Source organism: Rubrivirga sp. SAORIC476, from assembly GCF_002283555.1.
GTDB lineage: Bacteria > Bacteroidota > Rhodothermia > Rhodothermales > Rubricoccaceae > Rubrivirga.
This window is the reverse complement of record NZ_MVOI01000003.1, coordinates 807,442-825,595: the sequence shown is the minus strand read 5'-3', so window position 1 is coordinate 825,595 and position 18,154 is coordinate 807,442. Positions and strand designations below refer to the sequence as shown.

Genomic DNA, 18,154 nt, shown 5'->3' with positions numbered 1-18,154 from the left:
CGAACGCTCGCGCGCAACTCCTGAGTGCCCACCTCGATTCGCCGACGAGGCGACCGAGGCGGGCCATGAGTCAGCGCACGACGACGGCCTGTCGCGTGACGACCGTCCCGGCGGCTTCCAGGCGCACCACGTACACGCCCGCCGCCAGCGCCCCGCTCAGCCGCGCCTCGTGCGGTCCGGCCGCCATCGGGCCGTCCGCCAGCGTCGCCACCGCGCGGCCGCGCACATCGAGCACCGTCAGCCGCACCGGGCCCGCCTCGGGGACAGCGAACGTCACCCGAGCCTCGCCTGCCGACGGGTTCGGCGCGATGCCGGTCAGCGCGACCTCGGAGATCGGCGCCTGGGCGGAGAGGCGCGGCGTGCCGATCCGCAGCACGAAGCGGTCCGTGGCCTCCGTGCCGTCCGCGAAGTCGGTCTCCGGCACCTCGGTGTGGGCTGCGAGGGGCGCGACCTCGATCGTCACCGCCGACTGAGCCCGCACGTCGGTCTCGGCGCCGGTCACGAGGTCGACCAGCACGGCGGGCAGGCCGTCGGGCAGCGCCGAGGCGTCCCACGCCAGCGTGACTGTCGCGGCCGTGCCGCGCGCCTCGATGGCCAGCGGGATCTCGGCGTCGGCGAACGGACGCACGTCGTAGCCGACGAACGCGTCGCCCGTCCGGGCGCCGATCAGGGCGTAGCGCTCGGCGGGCACCTGGAACTTCCGGGCGTCCTCGTCGGCGTCGAAGGCGGCCCGGGCGTCCTCCGAGAAGACGAGCGTCAGCGCGCGGTCGGCGAGCGGCGTGCCGTCGGGGGTGGTGCCGGTGAGGGTGAAGGCGAGGGCGGCCTCCGAGCGAGGCCTCGCGTCGGTGCGCCCCCGGGCCGCGTCCGTCGGGATCTGGAGCGTCCGCGGGGCGCCGTTGGCCCGCGGGATGCGCGCGCGGACCCGGAAGCCGACCCAGGGGGCGATCACGCCGGGGTCGGCGACCCAGCCGCGCGTCGCCGGGTCGTAGGCCCAGGTCACCGGCACGACGTTGCGCGACCCCGGCCACGAGGCGAGCGTCGACAGGTCGAGCGGCCTCCCGAACGGGTTGGCGAGGAAGTTGTACCGGTCGCCTGCCGTGTCGAGGGTGACCTCCACGGGCGTCGTGTGAGCAGGCGGGTCGGCGGAGAGCGTGAACGGATCTGCGATGTCGCCGGTCGCCGGGTCGCCCGCGAAGAACCACCGGAAGGCATGGCCCGGCTGAAGCACCTCGCCGGTGCCGTCCGACGCCACCCAGGTGCTCGTGGCGGCGTCGTAGCGCGTCCACAAGTTGGGCGAGATGGCCGGGCGGTAGCCGGGCACGCCGCGGACCAGGGCCTGAGCGGCGAGGTCGTCGACCGTGAGGCCGTCGGTGGGGGCACCGAGGAAGCGGAACCCGGCAGGGCCGTCAATGGCGATCTCCAGAGACGAGGGGCTCGGCACGATGACGAACGGCTCGTAGCCGGTCTCCTCCGTGTAGCCGGTGACGTAGAGACGGTCTCCGATCCCCGTGATGGAGTTCGGCGCCGAGCTCTCGGGTCCGGGGTTGACCTCCGCCGCGAGCTGGGTCGTGCCCATCGCCGGGTCGTGGACGAAGATCTCCGACCCCGTCGCCGGCGTCGTCCCGCGGAAGTACAGGCGGCCGTCGATCCACACCTTCGTGAAGCCGTCCAGCGAGATGCCGGTCCCGGTGACGACGTCGTCGCTCGCGACCAGCTTGGTGTTCAGGTCGTAGGTCCAGAAATCGTCCCGGGTGCCCGCGGAGATCGTGCTGAAGTAGAGGAGGCCGTCGTACTCCGCGAGGCCGACCGGGAACGAACTCTCGGCTCCGGGCTCGACGTCGGCGATCATCTCCGCCACCCCCAGCGTGGCGTTGTAGACGAAGAGCTCGGCGCCAGACGAGCCCGAGAATGCGCGGAAGTAGAGGCGGTCCCCGATTGTCGTGAGCTCGGTCGGGCTCGAGTTGCCGCTTCCGGGCTCGATGTCGACCGCGAGCGAGGCCGCTCCCGTGGCCGGGTCGTACACGAACAGCTCAGTCCCTCGGGCGGGCAGGGTCGCGCGGAAGTACAGGCGGTCGCCGAGCACCTCGAAGTCCGAGGGCAAGGAGCTATTGCTCCCGGCGCGGATGTCGGCCGCGAGCGTGACCGAGCCTGTCGCCGGGTCATAGACGAAGAGCTCGTAGCCGGTCGCAGGCGTGGTGGCGGAGAAGTAGAGGCGCCCCCCGAGAGCCGTGAACCCCGACGGGGCCCCGTTGGCGGCACCGGGGGTCAGGTCGGCGACGAGCGAGGCCGTTTCCGTGGCCGGGTCGTAGACGAAGAGCTCGAACCCCGTCGCGTCGGTGGACGCGCTGAAGTACAGGCGACCGTCGAACACCGTGAGGTCGGCCGGGCTCGACCCGACGGTACCGGGGCGGATGTCGGCGGCGAGCACGGTGGTGCCTGCGGCCGGGTCGTGGACGAAGAGCTCGCGCCCGGTCTCGGGCAGGATCGACGTGAAGTAGAGGTTGCCGTCGATCTCGCTGAAGGAGAGCGGTGACGAGCCCGCTGGGCCGGGGTCGAGGTCGGCGATGAGCGATGCCGTGCCCTGTCCGGTGGCCGGAGACGCGAAAGCGGCCAGCAGCAGCGTGAGAAGGGCGGGCCGGAAGAGAGACGGCATCGTGGGCGGTGAGTCTGGGGGGCGGCAAGATGGAGCGCCGCGCGTGGTTTCTCCACCGCGGGTTTCGCACCCGGCCTGTGTGAGGCCTCAGTGCCCTGTCCTTGAAAGAGTTCGGGCGAGCCCTATGTTGAGGGGTCCCATCCGGTGTGTCCCATGACTGTCGCTTCCCTCGTCACCCGTTCCCGCACGGAGATCGTCGCCATCGGCCCGGGCGCCACCGTCTTCGAGGCCATCGGCCGGATGGTCGACGCCAACGTCGGCTCCATCCTCATCACCGAGGGCGACGCGCTCCAGGGCATCTTCACCGAGCGTGACTACCTCCGCCGGATCGCGCTCCAGGGCCGGACCTCGCGTGAGACGCGCGTCGGCGACGTGATGACGGCCAACCTCGTCACGGTGAGCCCCGAAGAGACCGTCGACCGCTGCCTCGCGACGATGACCGAGCGCAAGATCCGCCACCTGCCCGTGCTCCGCGACGGCGAGTTGCTGGGAGTCGTGTCCATCGGCGACCTCGTGCGAGCGCGGCTGGAGGAGGCCGTCGACGAGGCCGAGGGCCTGAAGCACTTCGTCACCGGCGGCTACACGGGCTGAGGGGGGCCGCAGCCCGGTCCTTCGATGCCGGGTCCCGCCGCCTCGGCGCCGAGGTGGAGACAGCCTATCCATCCCCGGCGAGCGACGCAGGGTCGAGCCTAGCCGTCCAGCCGCCCGCCCTCGATCATCTCGCGGGCGCTCTGGAGGGCCGCCTCCGAGATCTGGTCGCCCGCCAGCAACTCGGCGACGGCCTCGGCGCGCTCGGCCTCGTCGAGACGGCGGATGCGGGTGCGCGTGCGGCCGTCCTCGGTCGTCTTCTCGACCAGGAAGTGGACGTCGCCCAGGCTCGCGATCTGCGGCAGGTGCGTGATGGCGATGATCTGGTGGAACTGGGCCAGCCGGTGCATCGACTCGCCCGCGCGCCGCGCGATGGGCCCCGAGATGCCCGTGTCGATCTCGTCGAACACCAGGATCGGCAGGCGCTCGCTCTTGGCCAGGATGGCTTTCAGCGCCAGCATGATGCGCGAGACCTCGCCGCCGGACGCCACCTTGGCGAGCGGCTTCGGGTCCTCGCCGAGGTTGGCCGACAGGTGGAACTCGACGAGGTCGGCGCCCGCGGGGAAGGCCTGCACGCGGCGCTGACGGGGGCCCTCGGGCAGGTGCACCCAGCCGTCGGGCGCGTCCTGGAAGCCGAAGCGGACCTCGAAGCGGGCGTGCGGCATCCCGAGCGTCGCCAGCTCCACGCCGACGGCCTCCTCGATCCGCTGGGCGACCTCGTGGCGCTTCTGCGAGAGCCGGTAGGCCGCCTGTGAGAGCATCTCCTGGGCGGCCTCGATCTGGCCGTCGAGGCGCGCGATGGCGCCCTCGAAGTCTTTGGCGAGGTCGTACGTCTGGCCGATGTCGGCGCGGTAGGCGAGCACGGCCTCGACCGTGCCGCCATACTTGCGCTCCAGGTAGTCGATCTCGCCCATGCGCTCCCGGATTTCGTCCAGCCGCTCCGGGTTGAACTCGATCTCGGCGTTGTAGCCCTGGAGGAACTGCGTCGCCTCCTTGAGCCCGATCTCGGCCGAGCGGATGTCGGCGAGCGTGTCCTCGAAGGCCGCGTCGATGCGGGCGAGGTCCTGGAGCTGGTTGCGGACCAGCACGAGGCGGTCGTAGAGCGCGTCGTCGGACTCCGAGATCTGGGCGTAGAGCTCGGCCGTCGCCTCGTAGAGGTGCTCGGCGTTCTCCAGCACGCGGCGCTCTGCTTCCAGCGAGTCCGCCTCGCCGGGCAGCAGCGCAGCAGCGTCGATCTCCTCGATCTGGAAGCCGTAGAGCTCCTTCTGCTTCTGCAGGTCCGACTCGCGGCGGACGAGGTCGGCCCGCTCGGTCGTCAGCGCGGCGACCGTCTTGTAGGCCGCCCGATAGGTCGCCACGAGGCCGCCCAGCCCGCCGAAGTTGTCGAGCAACTCGACGTGCGTCTCGGTCCGCAGGAGCGACTGGTGCTCGTGCTGGCCGTGTAAGTCGATGGTGTTGGACGCCACCTCGCGCAGCACCTCCAGCGTGGCGGGCGTGTCGTTGACGAACGCCCGGCTGCCGCGCGCCGAGATCTCGCGGCGGATCACGAGATAGCCGCCCTCCGACGGGTCGATTTCGTGCTCCGCGAGGAGTGCCGGGAGCCGCCCCTCGTCCGCGTTGTCGAAGACCCCCTCCACGACGGCCTTCTTGGCGCCGGTCCGCAGCGCCTCGGTGCTGGCGCGCTCGCCGAGGAGCAGCTTCAGCGCGCCGAGCAGGATCGACTTGCCCGCGCCGGTCTCGCCCGTGATGATGTTGAGCCCCGAGTCGAACTCGACCTCGAGCGCTTCGATGAGCGCGTAATCGCGGATGGTGAGGCTGCGGAGCACGGCAGCGGAGGCGGCGGGTGAGGCTGTAGGCTACGCCCGACTCGGGTGCAAGAGATCCCGGAGGCGGTGAACTGTCGCGGCGGCGGGCGCGAAGATCGGTCGGCCTCGGTGTCGCCGTCGGCGTTCTCGGTGCTTTCCCTCGGTGCTTTCCCTCGGTCTGTGCCTCGTCCGGCCAGCACCGACGGCGTCGCCCGAGGGCCGACTCCGCCCGCTGGGGGACTCCGGCGGGTGACTCCACAGGTCTCCGAGGCAGGCGGAACGAGATCGGGGGACCGAGCGGCTGCCCGGTCCCCCGATCGTCACTCCGGCGATGCGGTGTTAGCCGCGCCCGTGGCAGTGCTTGTACTTCTTGCCTGAGCCACAGGGGCAGGGCTCGTTGCGGCCCGCGGGGCGCTCCACGACGACCGGCGCCGCCTTGGCCGTCGGGTCGCGTTCGGCCGAGGAGGCGCCGTCGCCGCCGATCCCGGCCGAGGCCATGTCGGGGGCCTTCTCCTGGGTCGCCGTCGCGCGGTTGGCGTCGAGGCGCGGCTTCGAGACCTGCTGGACGCGCCGGGCCGCCTGGCGCTGGCTGTCGCCCTGAACCAGCGGCCCAGCCTTGAACACCAGCCCGACGACCTCCTCGTCGACCGCCTGGACGAGCTCCTTGAAGAGGCGGTAGGCCTCCATCTTGTACTCGATCAGCGGGTCCTTCTGGCCGTAGGCCCGCAGCCCGACGCCCTGCTTCACCTCGTCGAGGTCGCGCAGGTGCTCGGTCCACTTCTCGTCGATGATCGAGAGCACCGCGGCGCGCTCCAGCGCGTCGTTGATCTCCTGGCCCTGCGACTCCAGGACCTGCTCCGGGGTGACCGTCGCGCGGAGCACCTTGCGGCCGTCGGTGAAGTCGACGTAGAGCTTCTTGGGCCGCTTCTCCGGGTCGGCGTTGTCCATCATCTCCTTCGCCGACGTGTAGAACGGCGTCGCGAGGGCGGCACGCTTGCGGCGGTAGTGGGCCGTCGCCTCGTCGAGGATCTTGTCGATCAGGCCGCGGTCGCCGAGCGAGTGCGCCGTCGCCGGGTCGATTTCCATGTCGAAGGCGAGGTGGATGCGGAGCGCCTCGCGGATCTCCTCCAGGTCGCCGTTGCCGAAGTGCTCGCCGACGATCCGCTCGACGAGCTCGGTGAGCATGTCGAGGATGTCGCCCCGGAGGCGGTCGCCTTCGAGGGCATGCATCCGGCGGTCGTAGATGACCTCGCGCTGGGCGTTGAGCACGTCGTCGTACTCGAGCTGGCGCTTGCGGGAGGCGAAGTGGTTCTGCTCGACCTTGGTCTGGCTCCGCTCGACGCCCTTGGTGAGCCACTTGTGGGTGAGGACCTCGTCCTCCTCCATCCCGAGGCGGTCCATGATTTTGGCTGTCCGGTCGTGGCCGAAGAGGCGCATCAGGTCGTCCTCCAGGGACACGTAGAACTGGCTGAAGCCGGGGTCGCCCTGGCGGCCGGCGCGGCCGCGCAGCTGCAGGTCGATGCGGCGGCTGTCGTGGCGCTCGGTGCCCAGGATGGCGAGGCCGCCGAGCTCCTTGACGCCCTCGCCGAGCTTGATGTCGGTGCCGCGGCCCGCCATGTTGGTGGCGATGGTGACCGCGCCGACCTGGCCCGCCTCGGCCACGATCTGGGCCTCGGCCTGGGCGCGGCTCGCCTTGGCGTTGAGCACGTTGTGCGGGATGCCCGCGCGCTGGAGCAGGCGGCTCATCTGCTCCGAGGTCTCCACCGAGGCGGAGCCGATCAGCAGCGGCTGGCCGGTCTCGTGGATCTCCTCGATGCGGTTCAGCAGCGCCTTGTACTTGGCGCGCTTGGTCTTGTAGATCAGGTCGTCGTCGTCCTGGCGCGCGATGGGCCGGTTGGTGGGCACCACCACGACGGGCAGGCTGTAGATCTTGCCGAACTCCTCGGCCTCCGTCTCCGCCGTGCCGGTCATGCCCGCCAGCTTGGCGTACATCCGGAAGTAGTTCTGGATGGTGATGGTGGCGTAGGTCTGCGTCGCCGCCTGGACCTTGACCTTCTCCTTGGCCTCGATGGCCTGGTGGAGGCCGTCCGAGTACCGGCGGCCCGGGAGCACACGGCCGGTGTGCTCGTCGACGATCATCACCTTGTCGTCCTGGACGATGTACTCCTTGTCTTTCTCGTAGAGCGTGTAGCCGCGCAGAAGCTGGTTGACGGCGTGGATGCGCTCGGACTTCTCGGCGTACTGCGTGTAGAGGACGCGCTTGGCCTCCTCGGCCTCATTGCGGAGCACCCGGAGGTCGTTGTCGAGCTTGGCCTGGCGCTTCTCCTCGTCGAGCGAGGCGTCTGTGCGGAGCGACTCCACGAGGTCGGCTTTCTTCGACTCGTACGTCCGCTCGATCCCGGCGACCTCGGAGCCCACGTCCGGGATGACGAAGAAGTCGGCGTCGGTGCCGGCGGCCTTGCCGATGGCCTCGCGGCCCTTGTCGGTCATTTCCAGCTGGTGCTGGGCCTCGTCGAGCGCGAAGTACAGCGGCGCGTCCACCTCGGGCATCCGCTTGGCGGACTCGGCGAGGTAGACCGCCTCGACGGAGCGGATCAGCATCTCGACGCCCGTCTCGCCCTTGAGCTTGATGAGCTTCTTGTTGCGCGGGTAGCCGCGCTGTGCACGGAGCAGCGCCAGCCCGGCCTCGTCGCGGAGGTGGCGGGCCTCCTTCTTGTCGCCCGCGGCCTCGGCCTCATCGGCCGCCTTGAGCGCACGCTCGGCGTCGGAGACGTAGCCCGCCACGAGGCGCTGCTGGTCGCGGACGAGCTTCTCGACGGGCGGGTTGAACTCCTTGAACTCGTCGATGCTCGCCTGCGGGACCGGTCCCGAGATGATCAGCGGCGTCCGCGCCTCGTCGATCAGGACCGAGTCCACCTCGTCGACGATGGCGTAGTGGTGCTGGCGCTGGACGAGCTGCTCGGCGTCGACCACGAACGAGTTGTCGCGGAGGTAGTCGAAGCCGAACTCGTTGTTGGTGCCGTAGGTGATGTCGGCGCGGTAGGCGCCGCGGCGGCCCGCGCTGTGCGACGGGTGCCGGTCGATGCAGTCCACGGTGAGGCCGTGGAACTCGAAGATGGGCGCCATCCACTCGGCGTCGCGCTGGGCGAGGTACGGGTTGACCGTGACCACGTGGACGCCGCGCCCGACGAGCGCGTTGAGGTAGATCGGGGCCACCGACGTGAGGGTCTTGCCCTCGCCGGTCTTCATCTCGGCCACCTGCCCGCGGTGGAGCACCACGCCGCCGAGCAGCTGCACGTCGAAGGGCACCATCTGCCACTCGATCTCAGAGCCGCCCGCGACCCAGCTCTTGCCGAGGAAGCGGCGGCACGTCTCCTTGACGACGCCGAAGGCTTCCGCCAGGATGTCATCGAGGACGGCCTCGACGGCGTCGATCCAGTCGCCCTCGAGGTCGTCGAGGCGGCCGTAGAGGTCCTGCCGGTCGCGGACGGAGAGCGTGGCGCCGGTCGTGGGGTCCGCGTCGGCGTCGGAGCCGCCAGCGGCGAGGAGCCGGGCACGGACGTCGGCCTGCTCGGCCTCGATGGGCGCGGCGGCGTCGCGGAGAGCCTGCCGGAACGACTCCGTGCGGGCCTTGAGTTCGTCGTCGGTGACGTGCTGGAGCCGTTCGGCGTGGTCGTTGATCTCGTCGACGAGGGGCCAGAGCTTCTTCAGCTCGCGGTCGTTGGAGTCGCCGCCGAAGATCTTCTGGAGGGCCTTGAGCATGGAGTCGGAGGGTCGAGCAATGGGGGGCGTTCAGCCACGGGCAAGGTACGTGCCGTCGTCCGCGGATCCGGCCAGAGACGGTGCCGGGGCGGGGTCCGTTTCGTTGCTCCGGCGGTTTCCGCGCGTTCTTCCCGCCCTGGGTGCGATGTGCCTGCGTCTGGGCAGAACGCACGCGCGCAGCAGGCCGTGCCTACAGCCAGAGAAGCGCGATCATCGCCAGCGCGACGGCCGCCACGAGGAGGTTCACGACGGTCCCGCTCCGCAGGTAGTCCCCGAACCGGTACCGCCCGGCGGCCATCACCATCATGTTGGTCTGGTACCCGACCGGCGTCAGGAAGCTGGCCGAGGCCGCGATGGCGACGGCCACGGCGAACGCCTCGGGCGGGGTCCCGGTCGCCGCGGCGGCTTCCAGCCCGACCCCCAGCATCAGCACTGCGGCGGCGTTGTTGGTGATGATCTCGGTCAGCAGGCTCGTCGCGATGTAGGCGGCCGCGACGACGGCGACGGGCCCGAACGCTGCCGACATACTGGTCACGTGGGTCGCCAGTGCCGCCGCGAGCCCGCTCCCCTCGATGGCCTTGCCCAGCCCGAGCGCGGCCACGATCACGAGCAGCACCGAGAGGTCCACCGAGCGCCGCGCCTCGGCCCACGTCAGGCACCGCGTCGCCACCATCGCGAGCGCGCCCAGGAACGAGGTGGTCACGATGGACACGCCGAAGAGGGCCGCGACCCCGATCACGCCGACGAGGATCACCAGCGAGGCTGCGGCGCGGGCCGGGTGCGGTACGGCCCGGGGGGGGCGCACCGGCGCGACGACGTAGAACGTGTCCCGGTCGCGGCCCCAGCGGTCGGCGAACGCCGGAGGCGCCTCGACCAGCAGGAGGTCCCCTTCGCGGAGCGGCGTGCGTCCGAGTGCCTGGTGGACCGCGCCGTCGCGGCGGCGGATGCCCAGCACGACGCCCCCGAACTGCTCCCGGAAGTCGACCTCGCGGAGCGTGCGCCCGGCCAGCGGCGACCGGCCCGCGACGACCGCCTCGAACACCGGGAGCCCCTCCGCCTCGGCCGCGTCGTGGGCGCGCTCGACGCCGGGGCGGGCGAGGAGCCGGTCGAGCGCGTCCAGCGTGCCCGTGAACAGCAGCACGTCGCCCGCCCGCAGGACCGTCTCGGGCGAGGCCGGGACCACGTCGGCGCCGCTCTCGACGTGGACGAGGAACGCATCGCCCAGCGCGCGGAGATCGGCCTCCTCGACCGTCTGCCCGGCCAGCGGGGAGCCGGGCGCGAGGCGGACTTCGAACAGGCAGTCCGCCGGGACCGGCGTGGCATCGTCGGCGCCACGGTCGGGCAGCCAGCGGTGGCCGACCAGCGCGAAGTACACGATCACGGCGCCCGCCGCCGGGAGGCCGACTGCGGCGAGGTCGAACAGGCCGAGCGGGGGCAGGCCCGCGTCCTCCATCAGCCCGGCCACCAGCAGGTTGGTGCTCGTGCCGATGAGCGTCGTCATGCCACCGACGATGGCGGCGTACGAGAGCGGGATCATCAGCTTCGACGGCGACACGCCACTGCGCTCGCACCACGCCTGCACGCGCGGCATCAGCATGGCCACGAGCGGCGTGTTGTTGAGGAAGGCCGAGAGGGCGGCCGTCGTCAGCATCATCTGGCCCAGCGTCGCCCCGAGGGGGCCGGACCGGCGGAACAGGAGCCGGTCGGTGAACGCCAGCGCGCCGGTCGCCTGGACGCCCGCCGCGACCACGAACAGCGCGCCGACGGCGAGGGGCGCCGAGTTGGAGAAGCCTGCGAACGCCTCGTCGGCCGTCAGCACGCCGGTCGCCAGCAGGGGGGCGAGGCTGGCGAACAGGAGCAGTTCGGGCCGCGCCACGTCGCGCGCGAGCGCCACGATGAGGCCGAGGACGATGGCGAGTGTGAGCCAGGCCTCCCAGGAGAGGGCAGTGAACATGCGGCGTGTGCCCCGGTAACGGGGAGCGGAGGGGAGCGGCGGCAGATACCCACGAATCGGGGTGTTGCCGTGTCCGCTCGTCGATTTCGTGAGGCCACCGTGCGGAGGCCGAGGCTGCAACTCGCAGCGGAGGGGGCGTGCGGCGTGCCCTGCGATCGGGGGCGGCGCGGCGTAGCTTGGGGGCGCACCCGCCGACACCCGCGACGCCCCTTCGAGACGGTCCCGTTTTCGCCCGCACGACGCCCCCCCGGGCCCAGCCCATGCGCGCCCTCCGTCTCCTCGCCGTCGGCCTGAGCGCCGCGGTGCTCGCCGCCGCCCCGGCGTTCGCCCAGTCGCGGACCCAGACGGCCTTCGACCTCGTCCGCCTCGACGCCTCCGCGCGGACGGCCGCACTCGGAGGCCCGGCCGCCTTCGTCGGCGACGACCCGTCGGCGCTGTTCGCCAACCCGGCCTTCCTGTCCTCCGAGGCCGACCGCCGCGCCGCGCTCAGTTACTCGAACCTGCTGCTGGACGTGAACGCGGGCACGGCGACGTATGCCCGTGACGTGTCGTGGCTGGGCGGGATGAGCCTCGCGGGCGGCGTCCGCTACCTCTCCTACGGCGACTTCGAGCGGCGTACGGGCGCCGAGACCGAGGGCGAGACGCTGGGGACGTTCGGCGCCAGCGAGGCCGCGGTGACGGTGGCGGCCTCACGCGAGGTGCTGCCGGACCTGCGCGTCGGGCTCGCGCTCCACGGCCTGTTCGCTTCTCTCGACGACGCCGGGGCGGAGGCGCTCGCGGGCGACCTCGGCGTCTCGCTGGCCGTCCCGGAGCAGGGCGTCGTGCTCGGCGCGAGCGTCCACCACGTCGGCGCCATGCTGTCGTCGTTCGGCACCGAGGCGGACCGCCTCCCGCTCGACGTGCGCGTGGTGGCCTCGAAGCGCCTCCGCTACGTCCCGCTGACGCTCTCGGTCGCGGGCATCGACCTGAACCGCTTCGAGGGCGCCCGCAGCGACTCGTCGCTGGTGACCCGGACGCTCGACCACCTCGCGCTCGGTGGCGAACTCCAACTCGGTCCGTCGTTCGCCGTCCGCGCGGGCTACAACGGCCGCCGCGGCGACGACCTGCGCTCGGGCGGACGCCTCGACCTGGCGGGCGTCAACATCGGCGCGGGCATCACGCTGCGGCGCGTCGCGGTCGATTACGCGTTCTCCAACTGGGGCGCCTTCGGCGGCCTCCACCAGTTCGGCGTGCGGACGAAGCTCTAACGAGGAGGCGGCTCGGCCACCTCGGCGCCGAGGCGGGCCACACCGCCGGGCGCCAACGCGCGTCACGTCGGCCGCGAAAAACGACCGTCTGCGTCGCGAGGCGTGGATTCCGAGGCGGATCGCCGCATCTTGCACCCCTCCACGTTCCCCGTCGCGACCCCATGCGGATCTCTGCTCTCGCCCTGCTCCTCGCCCTCGGCCTCACGGCCTGCGACTCCGCCGATCCGGTGCCGTACGCCGCGGAGTCGCGCACCGGCGAGGCCACCGTCGCGCTCGGCGGCACGACCTCCCTCGACGGCCTCTCCGTGACGTTCGCGTCCGTCGTCACCGACTCTCGCTGCCCCGCGGATGCCGAGTGCGTCTGGGCAGGCGAGGCGATCGTGTCGGTCGCCCTCGGCGAGGTCGCGCGCGACCTTCGGGTGGTCGATCCCGAGACGCGCTCCGAGGAAGGCGTTCGTATCGGCGACCGGATCGTGTTCGCCGTCGCGCTGACCCCAGAGCCGCGCGTCAGCGCGCCAGCCGGCGTGCCGCCGACGCTCACGCTCGCCGCCTACCCGGCGCCGTAGGGCACGCTCCGAGGGGCTGTGGCGTTCTTGCAGCCCACCTCTCTCGGACCCATGCCCTTCCTCTCAGTCTCCCGCCTCCGCGTCCTTCTCGCTGCCGCCCTGCTGCTGCCTCTCACTGCCGCTGGCTGCGCGACGGCGCAGACGGCTGCGACAGAGGGGGACGAGGCGACCGTCCAGACGCCCGCTATGGATGCCCCCTTCCGCCTCGGAATCGGGGAGGCTGCCCGGATCGAGGGCCACACGGTCACATTCGTCGCGGTCACCGAAGACAGCCGCTGCCCGGAGGGCGTCGACTGCATCCGAGCCGGCGAGGCCCGCATCCAGGTCGAGGTGGATGGCGAAGCGGTCGTACTGACCCTTCCCGCGGCCATGGCGCGCGACGGCGACACGGCGGTCGTCCGCGTCGGCGAGGCGCTGGTGGAGGCGACCGACCTGCTTCCCTACCCGGGCAGCGCGGCGGACGAGGCGGAGGAGCCGATCCAGGCCGTCTTCGTCGTCACGGCCGGATAGCGCTCAGCGTCGCGTGATGGCCGCGATGGCGGCCTCGCGCGCCGCCCAGACCGCGTCCGCGTCGAGGCCGCCCGCCTCGGCCCACGCGTCGGACTGGCGGCGGTGCCAGACGGCCTCGACGGAGCCGACCTGACGGGGCTGGATCTGCTCCTCGACCAGGAAGTCTGGCACGGGCCGCAGGTGGCCGGGCCACGTCAGGTCGATCCGCTCGTCGCCGACCCCCAGCACCACGCGCGCCTCGGGCACGGCTGTCATCTTGTGCCGCTTCAGTACCGTGCCGACGCCCGGTGTGGTCGCGTCCGACATCAGGAAGAGGCCGATCCACAGATCCACCGGCAGTCTGTTCTCCTCGGCGAGCGCCGCCAGCAGGCCGTGCTTCGTGCTCGGCGTGCCGCAGCGGTCGCGCAACACCGCCTCCAGCCCCGCGTGGCGGGTCGGGGCGACGGGCAGATCCCACACCAGCCGCGCGGCGTCGCGGTAGGTCCACGCCCCCTGCGCCGCAAACCGGGCACTGAGGGGGGCGCCGACGTTCAGGTCCGCGTTGGGGAGGGGGATGGGGGTCATGGGGAGAGCAGGCGGGAGTCAGCCCAAGGTGCAGCCTGGATGGCCAGCGGCACCGGAAGAACGCAGGAAGGCAGGAACGCGCTGGGCAGTCCGACGCTCTCGGGCTGCGCGTCCGCCGACGCCTACTCGCCCGCCTTCAGCAGTCCCTGCTTCTTGAACGAGATCATGGTCGTCTCCAGCGTCCCGTGGCGCATCCGCCGGCGGACTTCCTCGACGGGCATCCCCGAGGTCAGCCAGATCAGGGCCGCCGTGTGGGTCAGGCTGTGGGGGCTGATGCCGCGCTTCTTGAGCTTCGCCGCCCGCAGGTGCGTGTTGATCCGCCCGCGGACCGAGCGCGTGTTCAGGCGCGTGCCCGTGCTCCGGTGGCCGTGGGACACGAAGAGCGGCGCGGCCGGGTCGGCGTCGTCGCGCTCCATGAGGTAGATCTCCAACGGATCGACGGCCTCGGGGTCCAGCGGGACCGACTCGTCCTTGGTCTGGCGCCCCTTGCCCTGGACGCGTAGGAACGTGCCCATCAGCGTCCGGTCCACGTCGCCGAGGTCCGCGCGGACGAGTTCGACCTCGCTCAGGCCGGCGTACACCATGAGCGCCACCATCGCGCGGTCGCGGCGGCCGATCGGCGTCATCCGGGGGACGGCGTCGAACAGCGTCGACACGTCGTCGGCGGTGAGGACGCCGCGCGTGTGGGACTGCGGGCGGCGGTTGCCCTTGACGCCGCGGGCCGGGTTCTCGTCGAGGTCGCCCCGAGCGACGAGGTAGTCGCAGAGGCGACGGAGCGCCGTCAGGTAGGTGCTCACCGAGACCTGGCTCAGCTCGCGCTCCTGCATGAGGTACGTCTTGTAGGCCTCGACATCGGCCTCGACGAACCGGAAGCGGCTCGACGGGCGCTGGGCGCGGACGGCGTGGTAGCGCTCGAACTCGTTGAGCGAGCGGCGGTACGTGCCGCGCGTCTCGGGGCTCTTGTCCTTGAGGTAGTCGCTCACGAACGTCGCGAGCCGCTTGTCCAGCTCGGCGACGGTCAGGCGGAGGGGAGAGGCGGGCGCGTCGGGCATGGTGGGAGCTACATAACGGCTATCGCAAGCTAGTCCGTCCCTGGACGCACACCAAGGGGGGAGCCCCGATTGGTCGCACTCGCGGATCTCGCGTGAACCCGGCCGGGTCCGAGCGGCCATGCGCGTGCTCTTCCCTCTCCTGCTCGCCGTCGTCGGCTGCGGCCCCGACCTCACCCCGCTGGGCCCGGCGCCTGCGCCGTCCGTGCGCTACGCCGAGTCGCTTCGCGAGGCCGGGCTCGACTCGACCCGCCTCGGTCGGGCCTGGGCCGAGGCGGAGGCCACTGCGCTCGACGCGCCGGTCGCCCTGGACCTGCCCTCCGGTCCGGCGCTCACCGCCGAGGCCGGGGCCGTCGCGGCCGCTGGCTGGGAACTCGACCTGCGGCAGGGCGAGGTGCTGGCCATCGAGGTCGCGCCCGCGCTCGCCGACTCCGCCCGGGCCTTCGTGGACCTGTTCGCGGCCGACTCCACGCGCGAGCGGCTGGGGGGATGGGAGGTCTCACGCGATACGCTCCGAATCGAGTGGCGGGCAGAGCGCGACGAGGCCGTCGTGCTCTTGGTCCGGGCCGAACTGCTCGCCGAGGGCACCGTCTCCGTCGCCGTGCGGACCGACCCGTCGCTCGCCTTTCCGGTCGCGGGCGTCGACCAGGGGGCCATCCGAAGCCGGTGGGGGGCCGACCGCGACGGGGGCGCGCGTCGCCACGAGGGCATCGACATCTTCGCCGAGCGGGGGACGCCGGTGGTCGCGGGGCTGGCAGGACGTGTCTCGCGTGTGCAGGAGACGCCGATCGGCGGGCGCGTCGTCTGGCTCCAGACCGACCTCGGGTCGCTCTACTACGCCCACCTCGACCGCCAACTCGTCGAGGCCGGGACGCGCGTGGCGGTCGGCGACACGCTGGGGGAGATCGGCAACACGGGCAACGCGGAGACCACGCCGCCGCACCTCCACTTCGGCATCTACGGCCGCGACGGGGCCGTCGACCCCGAGCCGTTCGTCGTCGGGCGGCGTCCGGCGCCGCGAACTGCCCGGCCACTCGATCTCGGCGCCGAGCCGGGCGAGCTCAGAACTCGACGCTGAATCCGATAGTCGGCAGGCGGCCGACGTTGGTCTGCTCGCGCAGGCGGTCGGGCACGGCCGGGTCCTCGGTGTACTGGAGCGCGAACACGTTCTCGCGGTCGAGCACATTCTGGATGTCGAGGTAGACGACGCCGTTGACGCGGCGTCCCAGCGCGAACCGGCGGTCCACGCGCAGGTCGATGCGGGCGTAGGCGGGCGTCCGCTCCGAGTTGAGGCGGTCGAAGTCCGGGACGCCGCGCCGCGACAGGGCGTACTCGGCCTCCGAGGCCGCCAGGTCAAACGGCGTGAACGGGCGCCCCGACTGCGCCGTCACGCGCGTCCCGACCTCCCAGCCGCCGAGCCGCACGCCGCCCGACATCGAGACGCTGTGGCGCACGTCCCACGCGCTCGGCTTGTAGACGCCGTCGGCGCCGGTGAACTCGCTCCAGCCCAGCGTGTAGCTGCCCAGCCCGTAGAACCGCGACGTGAGCCGTTTCTGGGCCGACACCTCCAGGCCGTAGGCGCGGCCGTCGCCCTCCGAGGTCAGCGGTTCCGCGCCGACCACGCCGAAGTCGCCGCCCAGGTTGGCGAGCGAGACGCGCGGGTCGCTCGCCGAGACCGGGTAGTCGCCGTAGGCCTTGTAGTAGCCCTCCGCCGCCAGCCGCAGGCTCGGCACCGGCGTCACCGCCAGCCCGCCGACCACCTGCCCCACGTCGATCCAGCGCAGCGACCGGTTGACGTACGCGCCGTCCTCCTGCACCGCCAGCGACACCAGCTCGGGCGACTGGGTGAACCGGCCGACGGCCGCGCTCACCTCCAGCTTGTCCGTCAGGTCGAACGACGCGCTGACACGGGGCGACACGACCGCCGTCTCGTCCAGGAAGTCCGTCGCGTCGGCGCGGACGCCGGCGGTGAGCGCCAGCCGCCCGTCGAGGGCCTGGGCCGTGATCTGGCCGTAGCCGAACCCCTTCCACAGGCCGAGGTCGGTCGAGAACGTGAGGTCGGTGGGGAAGGGCGTCGCGGGCGTGGCGCGCTGGAAGAACTCCGAGGCGACGGTCTCGCGCGAGGCCCCGCCGCCGACGCCCAGCGTCAGGCCGGGCGCGAGGCGCAGGTCGGCGTCCGAGCGGAGCCGCCAGGCGGCCTCCTCGGCGTCGCTGGAGAGCAGCGGGACACCCGCCTCGTCCAGGTCGTCGAAGAAGAACTCCTGGTAGCTCCGGCTGACGGCCGTCGTGACGAAGCCGTTCTTGAAGAGGCGCCGCCACGAGACGCCCTGCGTGTAGCTCCGCTGGTCGTTGTCGAGCACGCGCGACGCGATCTCCCGCCCCTCGAAGTCGTCCGGGTCGGTCGGCTGGATGATGCCGAAGTCGTCGACGGCCCAGATCCCGAAGTAGACGAGTCGGTCGGCGTCGGTGGGCGTGTACTCGACGCGGCTCTGGAAGTCCCAGTAGGCCGGGCGGATGGGCAGGCCGATCAGCTCGAACAGCAGCTGGAGGTAGCTCCGGCGGGCCGAGAACGTCCAGTTGAAGTCGGGGCCGGACGCGCCGTCGAGCGACAGCGCCGCCTCGGTCGCGCCCACGGTGAAGTCGCCCGCCAGCGTCTCCGGGCTGCCGGGCCGGTTCTCGACCACGAGCACCGACGACGCGGCGTCGCCGTAGCGGACCGGGAAGCCGCCCGTGTAGAACGTCGCCTCGCGGATGAAGTCGACGTTCAAGAGCCCGAGGGCGCCGCCCGCCGCGCCCTGCGTCGCGAAGTGGTTGATCTGCGGGATTTCGATGCCGTCGACGATGTAGGCGTTCTCGCTCGGCCCGCCGCCGCGCACCAGCAGGTCGTTGCGGTTGTCGACGCCGCTCGACACGCCCGGCAGCGCGAGGAGCGAGCGCGAGATGTCGTTCTGCCCGCCGGGCGTCCGGCGGATCTCCTCCGGCCCGAGCACGGCGACCGAGACCGGCGCGTCGGGCTCGTCCTCGAAGAAGCCCGCCGTCACCACCACCTCGTCTTCCAGACCGGCCGCCGCCTCGCGCAGTTCGAACAGGACGAACGTGGGCCGGCTCCCCTGGATCACCACATCGGCCAGGACCCGGGTGTCGTAGCCGACGAACGACGCCCGGACGCGGTACGTCCCGGGCGCGAGCCCCTCGATGGCGAAGGCGCCGTCGAGGTCGGCTGCCGCGCCGCCGATGAGGGCGTCATCGGCACCGAGGACGGCCACGTTCGCGCCGGGCAGCGTCGCCTGCGTCACCGCGTCGACGACGCGGCCGGTGAGCGTCTGGGCGGAGACGAGCGGCGCCGTGAGGGCGACCAGGAGGCAGGCGAAACGCATGGGGGCCAGGGGGATCGGCCGCCTGCTAGCCGGAGCCCGCAGGCGGCGTTCCCCCTTCGCGGCGGATTGGCGAATCGCC

General features: G+C 72.0%; 12 protein-coding genes. 5 read left to right on the top strand and 7 right to left on the bottom strand.

All coding sequences use genetic code 11. The annotated features are described in order from the left end of the window. Positions 1 to 70 precede the first annotated feature (70 nt). Positions 71 to 2,653, bottom strand: a complete 2,583-nt coding sequence (locus B1759_RS05385; RefSeq protein WP_095514004.1) for a T9SS type A sorting domain-containing protein — start codon at positions 2,651 to 2,653, stop codon at positions 71 to 73. Positions 2,654 to 2,806: 153 nt separating this feature from the next. Between B1759_RS05385 and B1759_RS05380 the strand changes: the two genes are divergently transcribed. After that, a complete protein-coding gene (locus B1759_RS05380; RefSeq protein WP_095514003.1) occupies positions 2,807 to 3,244 on the top strand; it encodes a CBS domain-containing protein in 438 nt (145 codons plus the stop codon). 98 nt (positions 3,245 to 3,342) lie between these two features. Here the strand turns inward: B1759_RS05380 and recN are convergent, their stop codons facing one another. The 3 genes from recN to B1759_RS05365 all read right to left on the bottom strand — a co-directional run bounded on the left by recN (position 3,343) and on the right by B1759_RS05365 (position 10,762). Then, positions 3,343 to 5,067, bottom strand: coding sequence for a DNA repair protein RecN (gene recN, locus B1759_RS05375; protein WP_095514002.1), 1,725 nt, complete (start codon positions 5,065 to 5,067; stop codon positions 3,343 to 3,345). 318 nt (positions 5,068 to 5,385) lie between these two features. Continuing rightward, a complete protein-coding gene (locus B1759_RS05370) occupies positions 5,386 to 8,808 on the bottom strand; it encodes an SEC-C metal-binding domain-containing protein (RefSeq protein ID WP_095514001.1) in 3,423 nt (1,140 codons plus the stop codon). Positions 8,809 to 8,998: 190 nt separating this feature from the next. Next, the gene (locus B1759_RS05365) at positions 8,999 to 10,762 is read right to left on the bottom strand and encodes an SLC13 family permease (RefSeq protein ID WP_095514000.1); all 1,764 of its coding nucleotides are present in this window, start codon (positions 10,760 to 10,762) and stop codon (positions 8,999 to 9,001) included. Positions 10,763 to 11,022: 260 nt separating this feature from the next. Here B1759_RS05365 and B1759_RS05360 point away from each other — a divergent pair, with 260 nt between their 5' ends. The 3 genes from B1759_RS05360 (at position 11,023) to B1759_RS05350 (ending at position 13,085) form a co-directional block, all read left to right on the top strand. After that, a complete protein-coding gene (locus tag B1759_RS05360) occupies positions 11,023 to 12,009 on the top strand; it encodes a PorV/PorQ family protein (protein ID WP_095513999.1) in 987 nt (328 codons plus the stop codon). Between the two features lie 161 nt (positions 12,010 to 12,170). Continuing rightward, positions 12,171 to 12,575, top strand: a complete 405-nt coding sequence (locus B1759_RS05355; protein ID WP_095513998.1) for a hypothetical protein — start codon at positions 12,171 to 12,173, stop codon at positions 12,573 to 12,575. A 51-nt stretch (positions 12,576 to 12,626) separates the two neighbouring features. Continuing rightward, positions 12,627 to 13,085, top strand: coding sequence for a hypothetical protein (locus B1759_RS05350; RefSeq protein WP_095513997.1), 459 nt, complete (start codon positions 12,627 to 12,629; stop codon positions 13,083 to 13,085). Between the two features lie 3 nt (positions 13,086 to 13,088). On the opposite strand, the gene B1759_RS05345 is transcribed toward B1759_RS05350, so the two are convergent. Both B1759_RS05345 and B1759_RS05340 read right to left on the bottom strand, forming a co-directional pair. Beyond that, positions 13,089 to 13,649 carry a hypothetical protein gene (locus tag B1759_RS05345; RefSeq protein WP_095513996.1) on the bottom strand — a complete coding sequence of 187 codons (561 nt, stop codon included), beginning with the start codon at positions 13,647 to 13,649 and terminating at the stop codon, positions 13,089 to 13,091. Positions 13,650 to 13,771: 122 nt separating this feature from the next. Further along, positions 13,772 to 14,701, bottom strand: coding sequence for a tyrosine-type recombinase/integrase (locus B1759_RS05340; RefSeq protein ID WP_095513995.1), 930 nt, complete (start codon positions 14,699 to 14,701; stop codon positions 13,772 to 13,774). 118 nt (positions 14,702 to 14,819) lie between these two features. Here B1759_RS05340 and B1759_RS05335 point away from each other — a divergent pair, with 118 nt between their 5' ends. After that, positions 14,820 to 15,776: a M23 family metallopeptidase gene (locus B1759_RS05335; protein WP_095513994.1), complete on the top strand. Its 957-nt coding sequence runs from the start codon at positions 14,820 to 14,822 to the stop codon at positions 15,774 to 15,776. Here the strand turns inward: B1759_RS05335 and B1759_RS05330 are convergent. Then, complete coding sequence (locus tag B1759_RS05330; protein WP_095513993.1) at positions 15,760 to 18,075, bottom strand: TonB-dependent receptor; 2,316 nt, start codon at positions 18,073 to 18,075, stop codon at positions 15,760 to 15,762. The two genes, B1759_RS05335 and B1759_RS05330, sit on opposite strands and share 17 nt — an antisense overlap. Between the last annotated feature and the right edge of the window lie 79 nt (positions 18,076 to 18,154).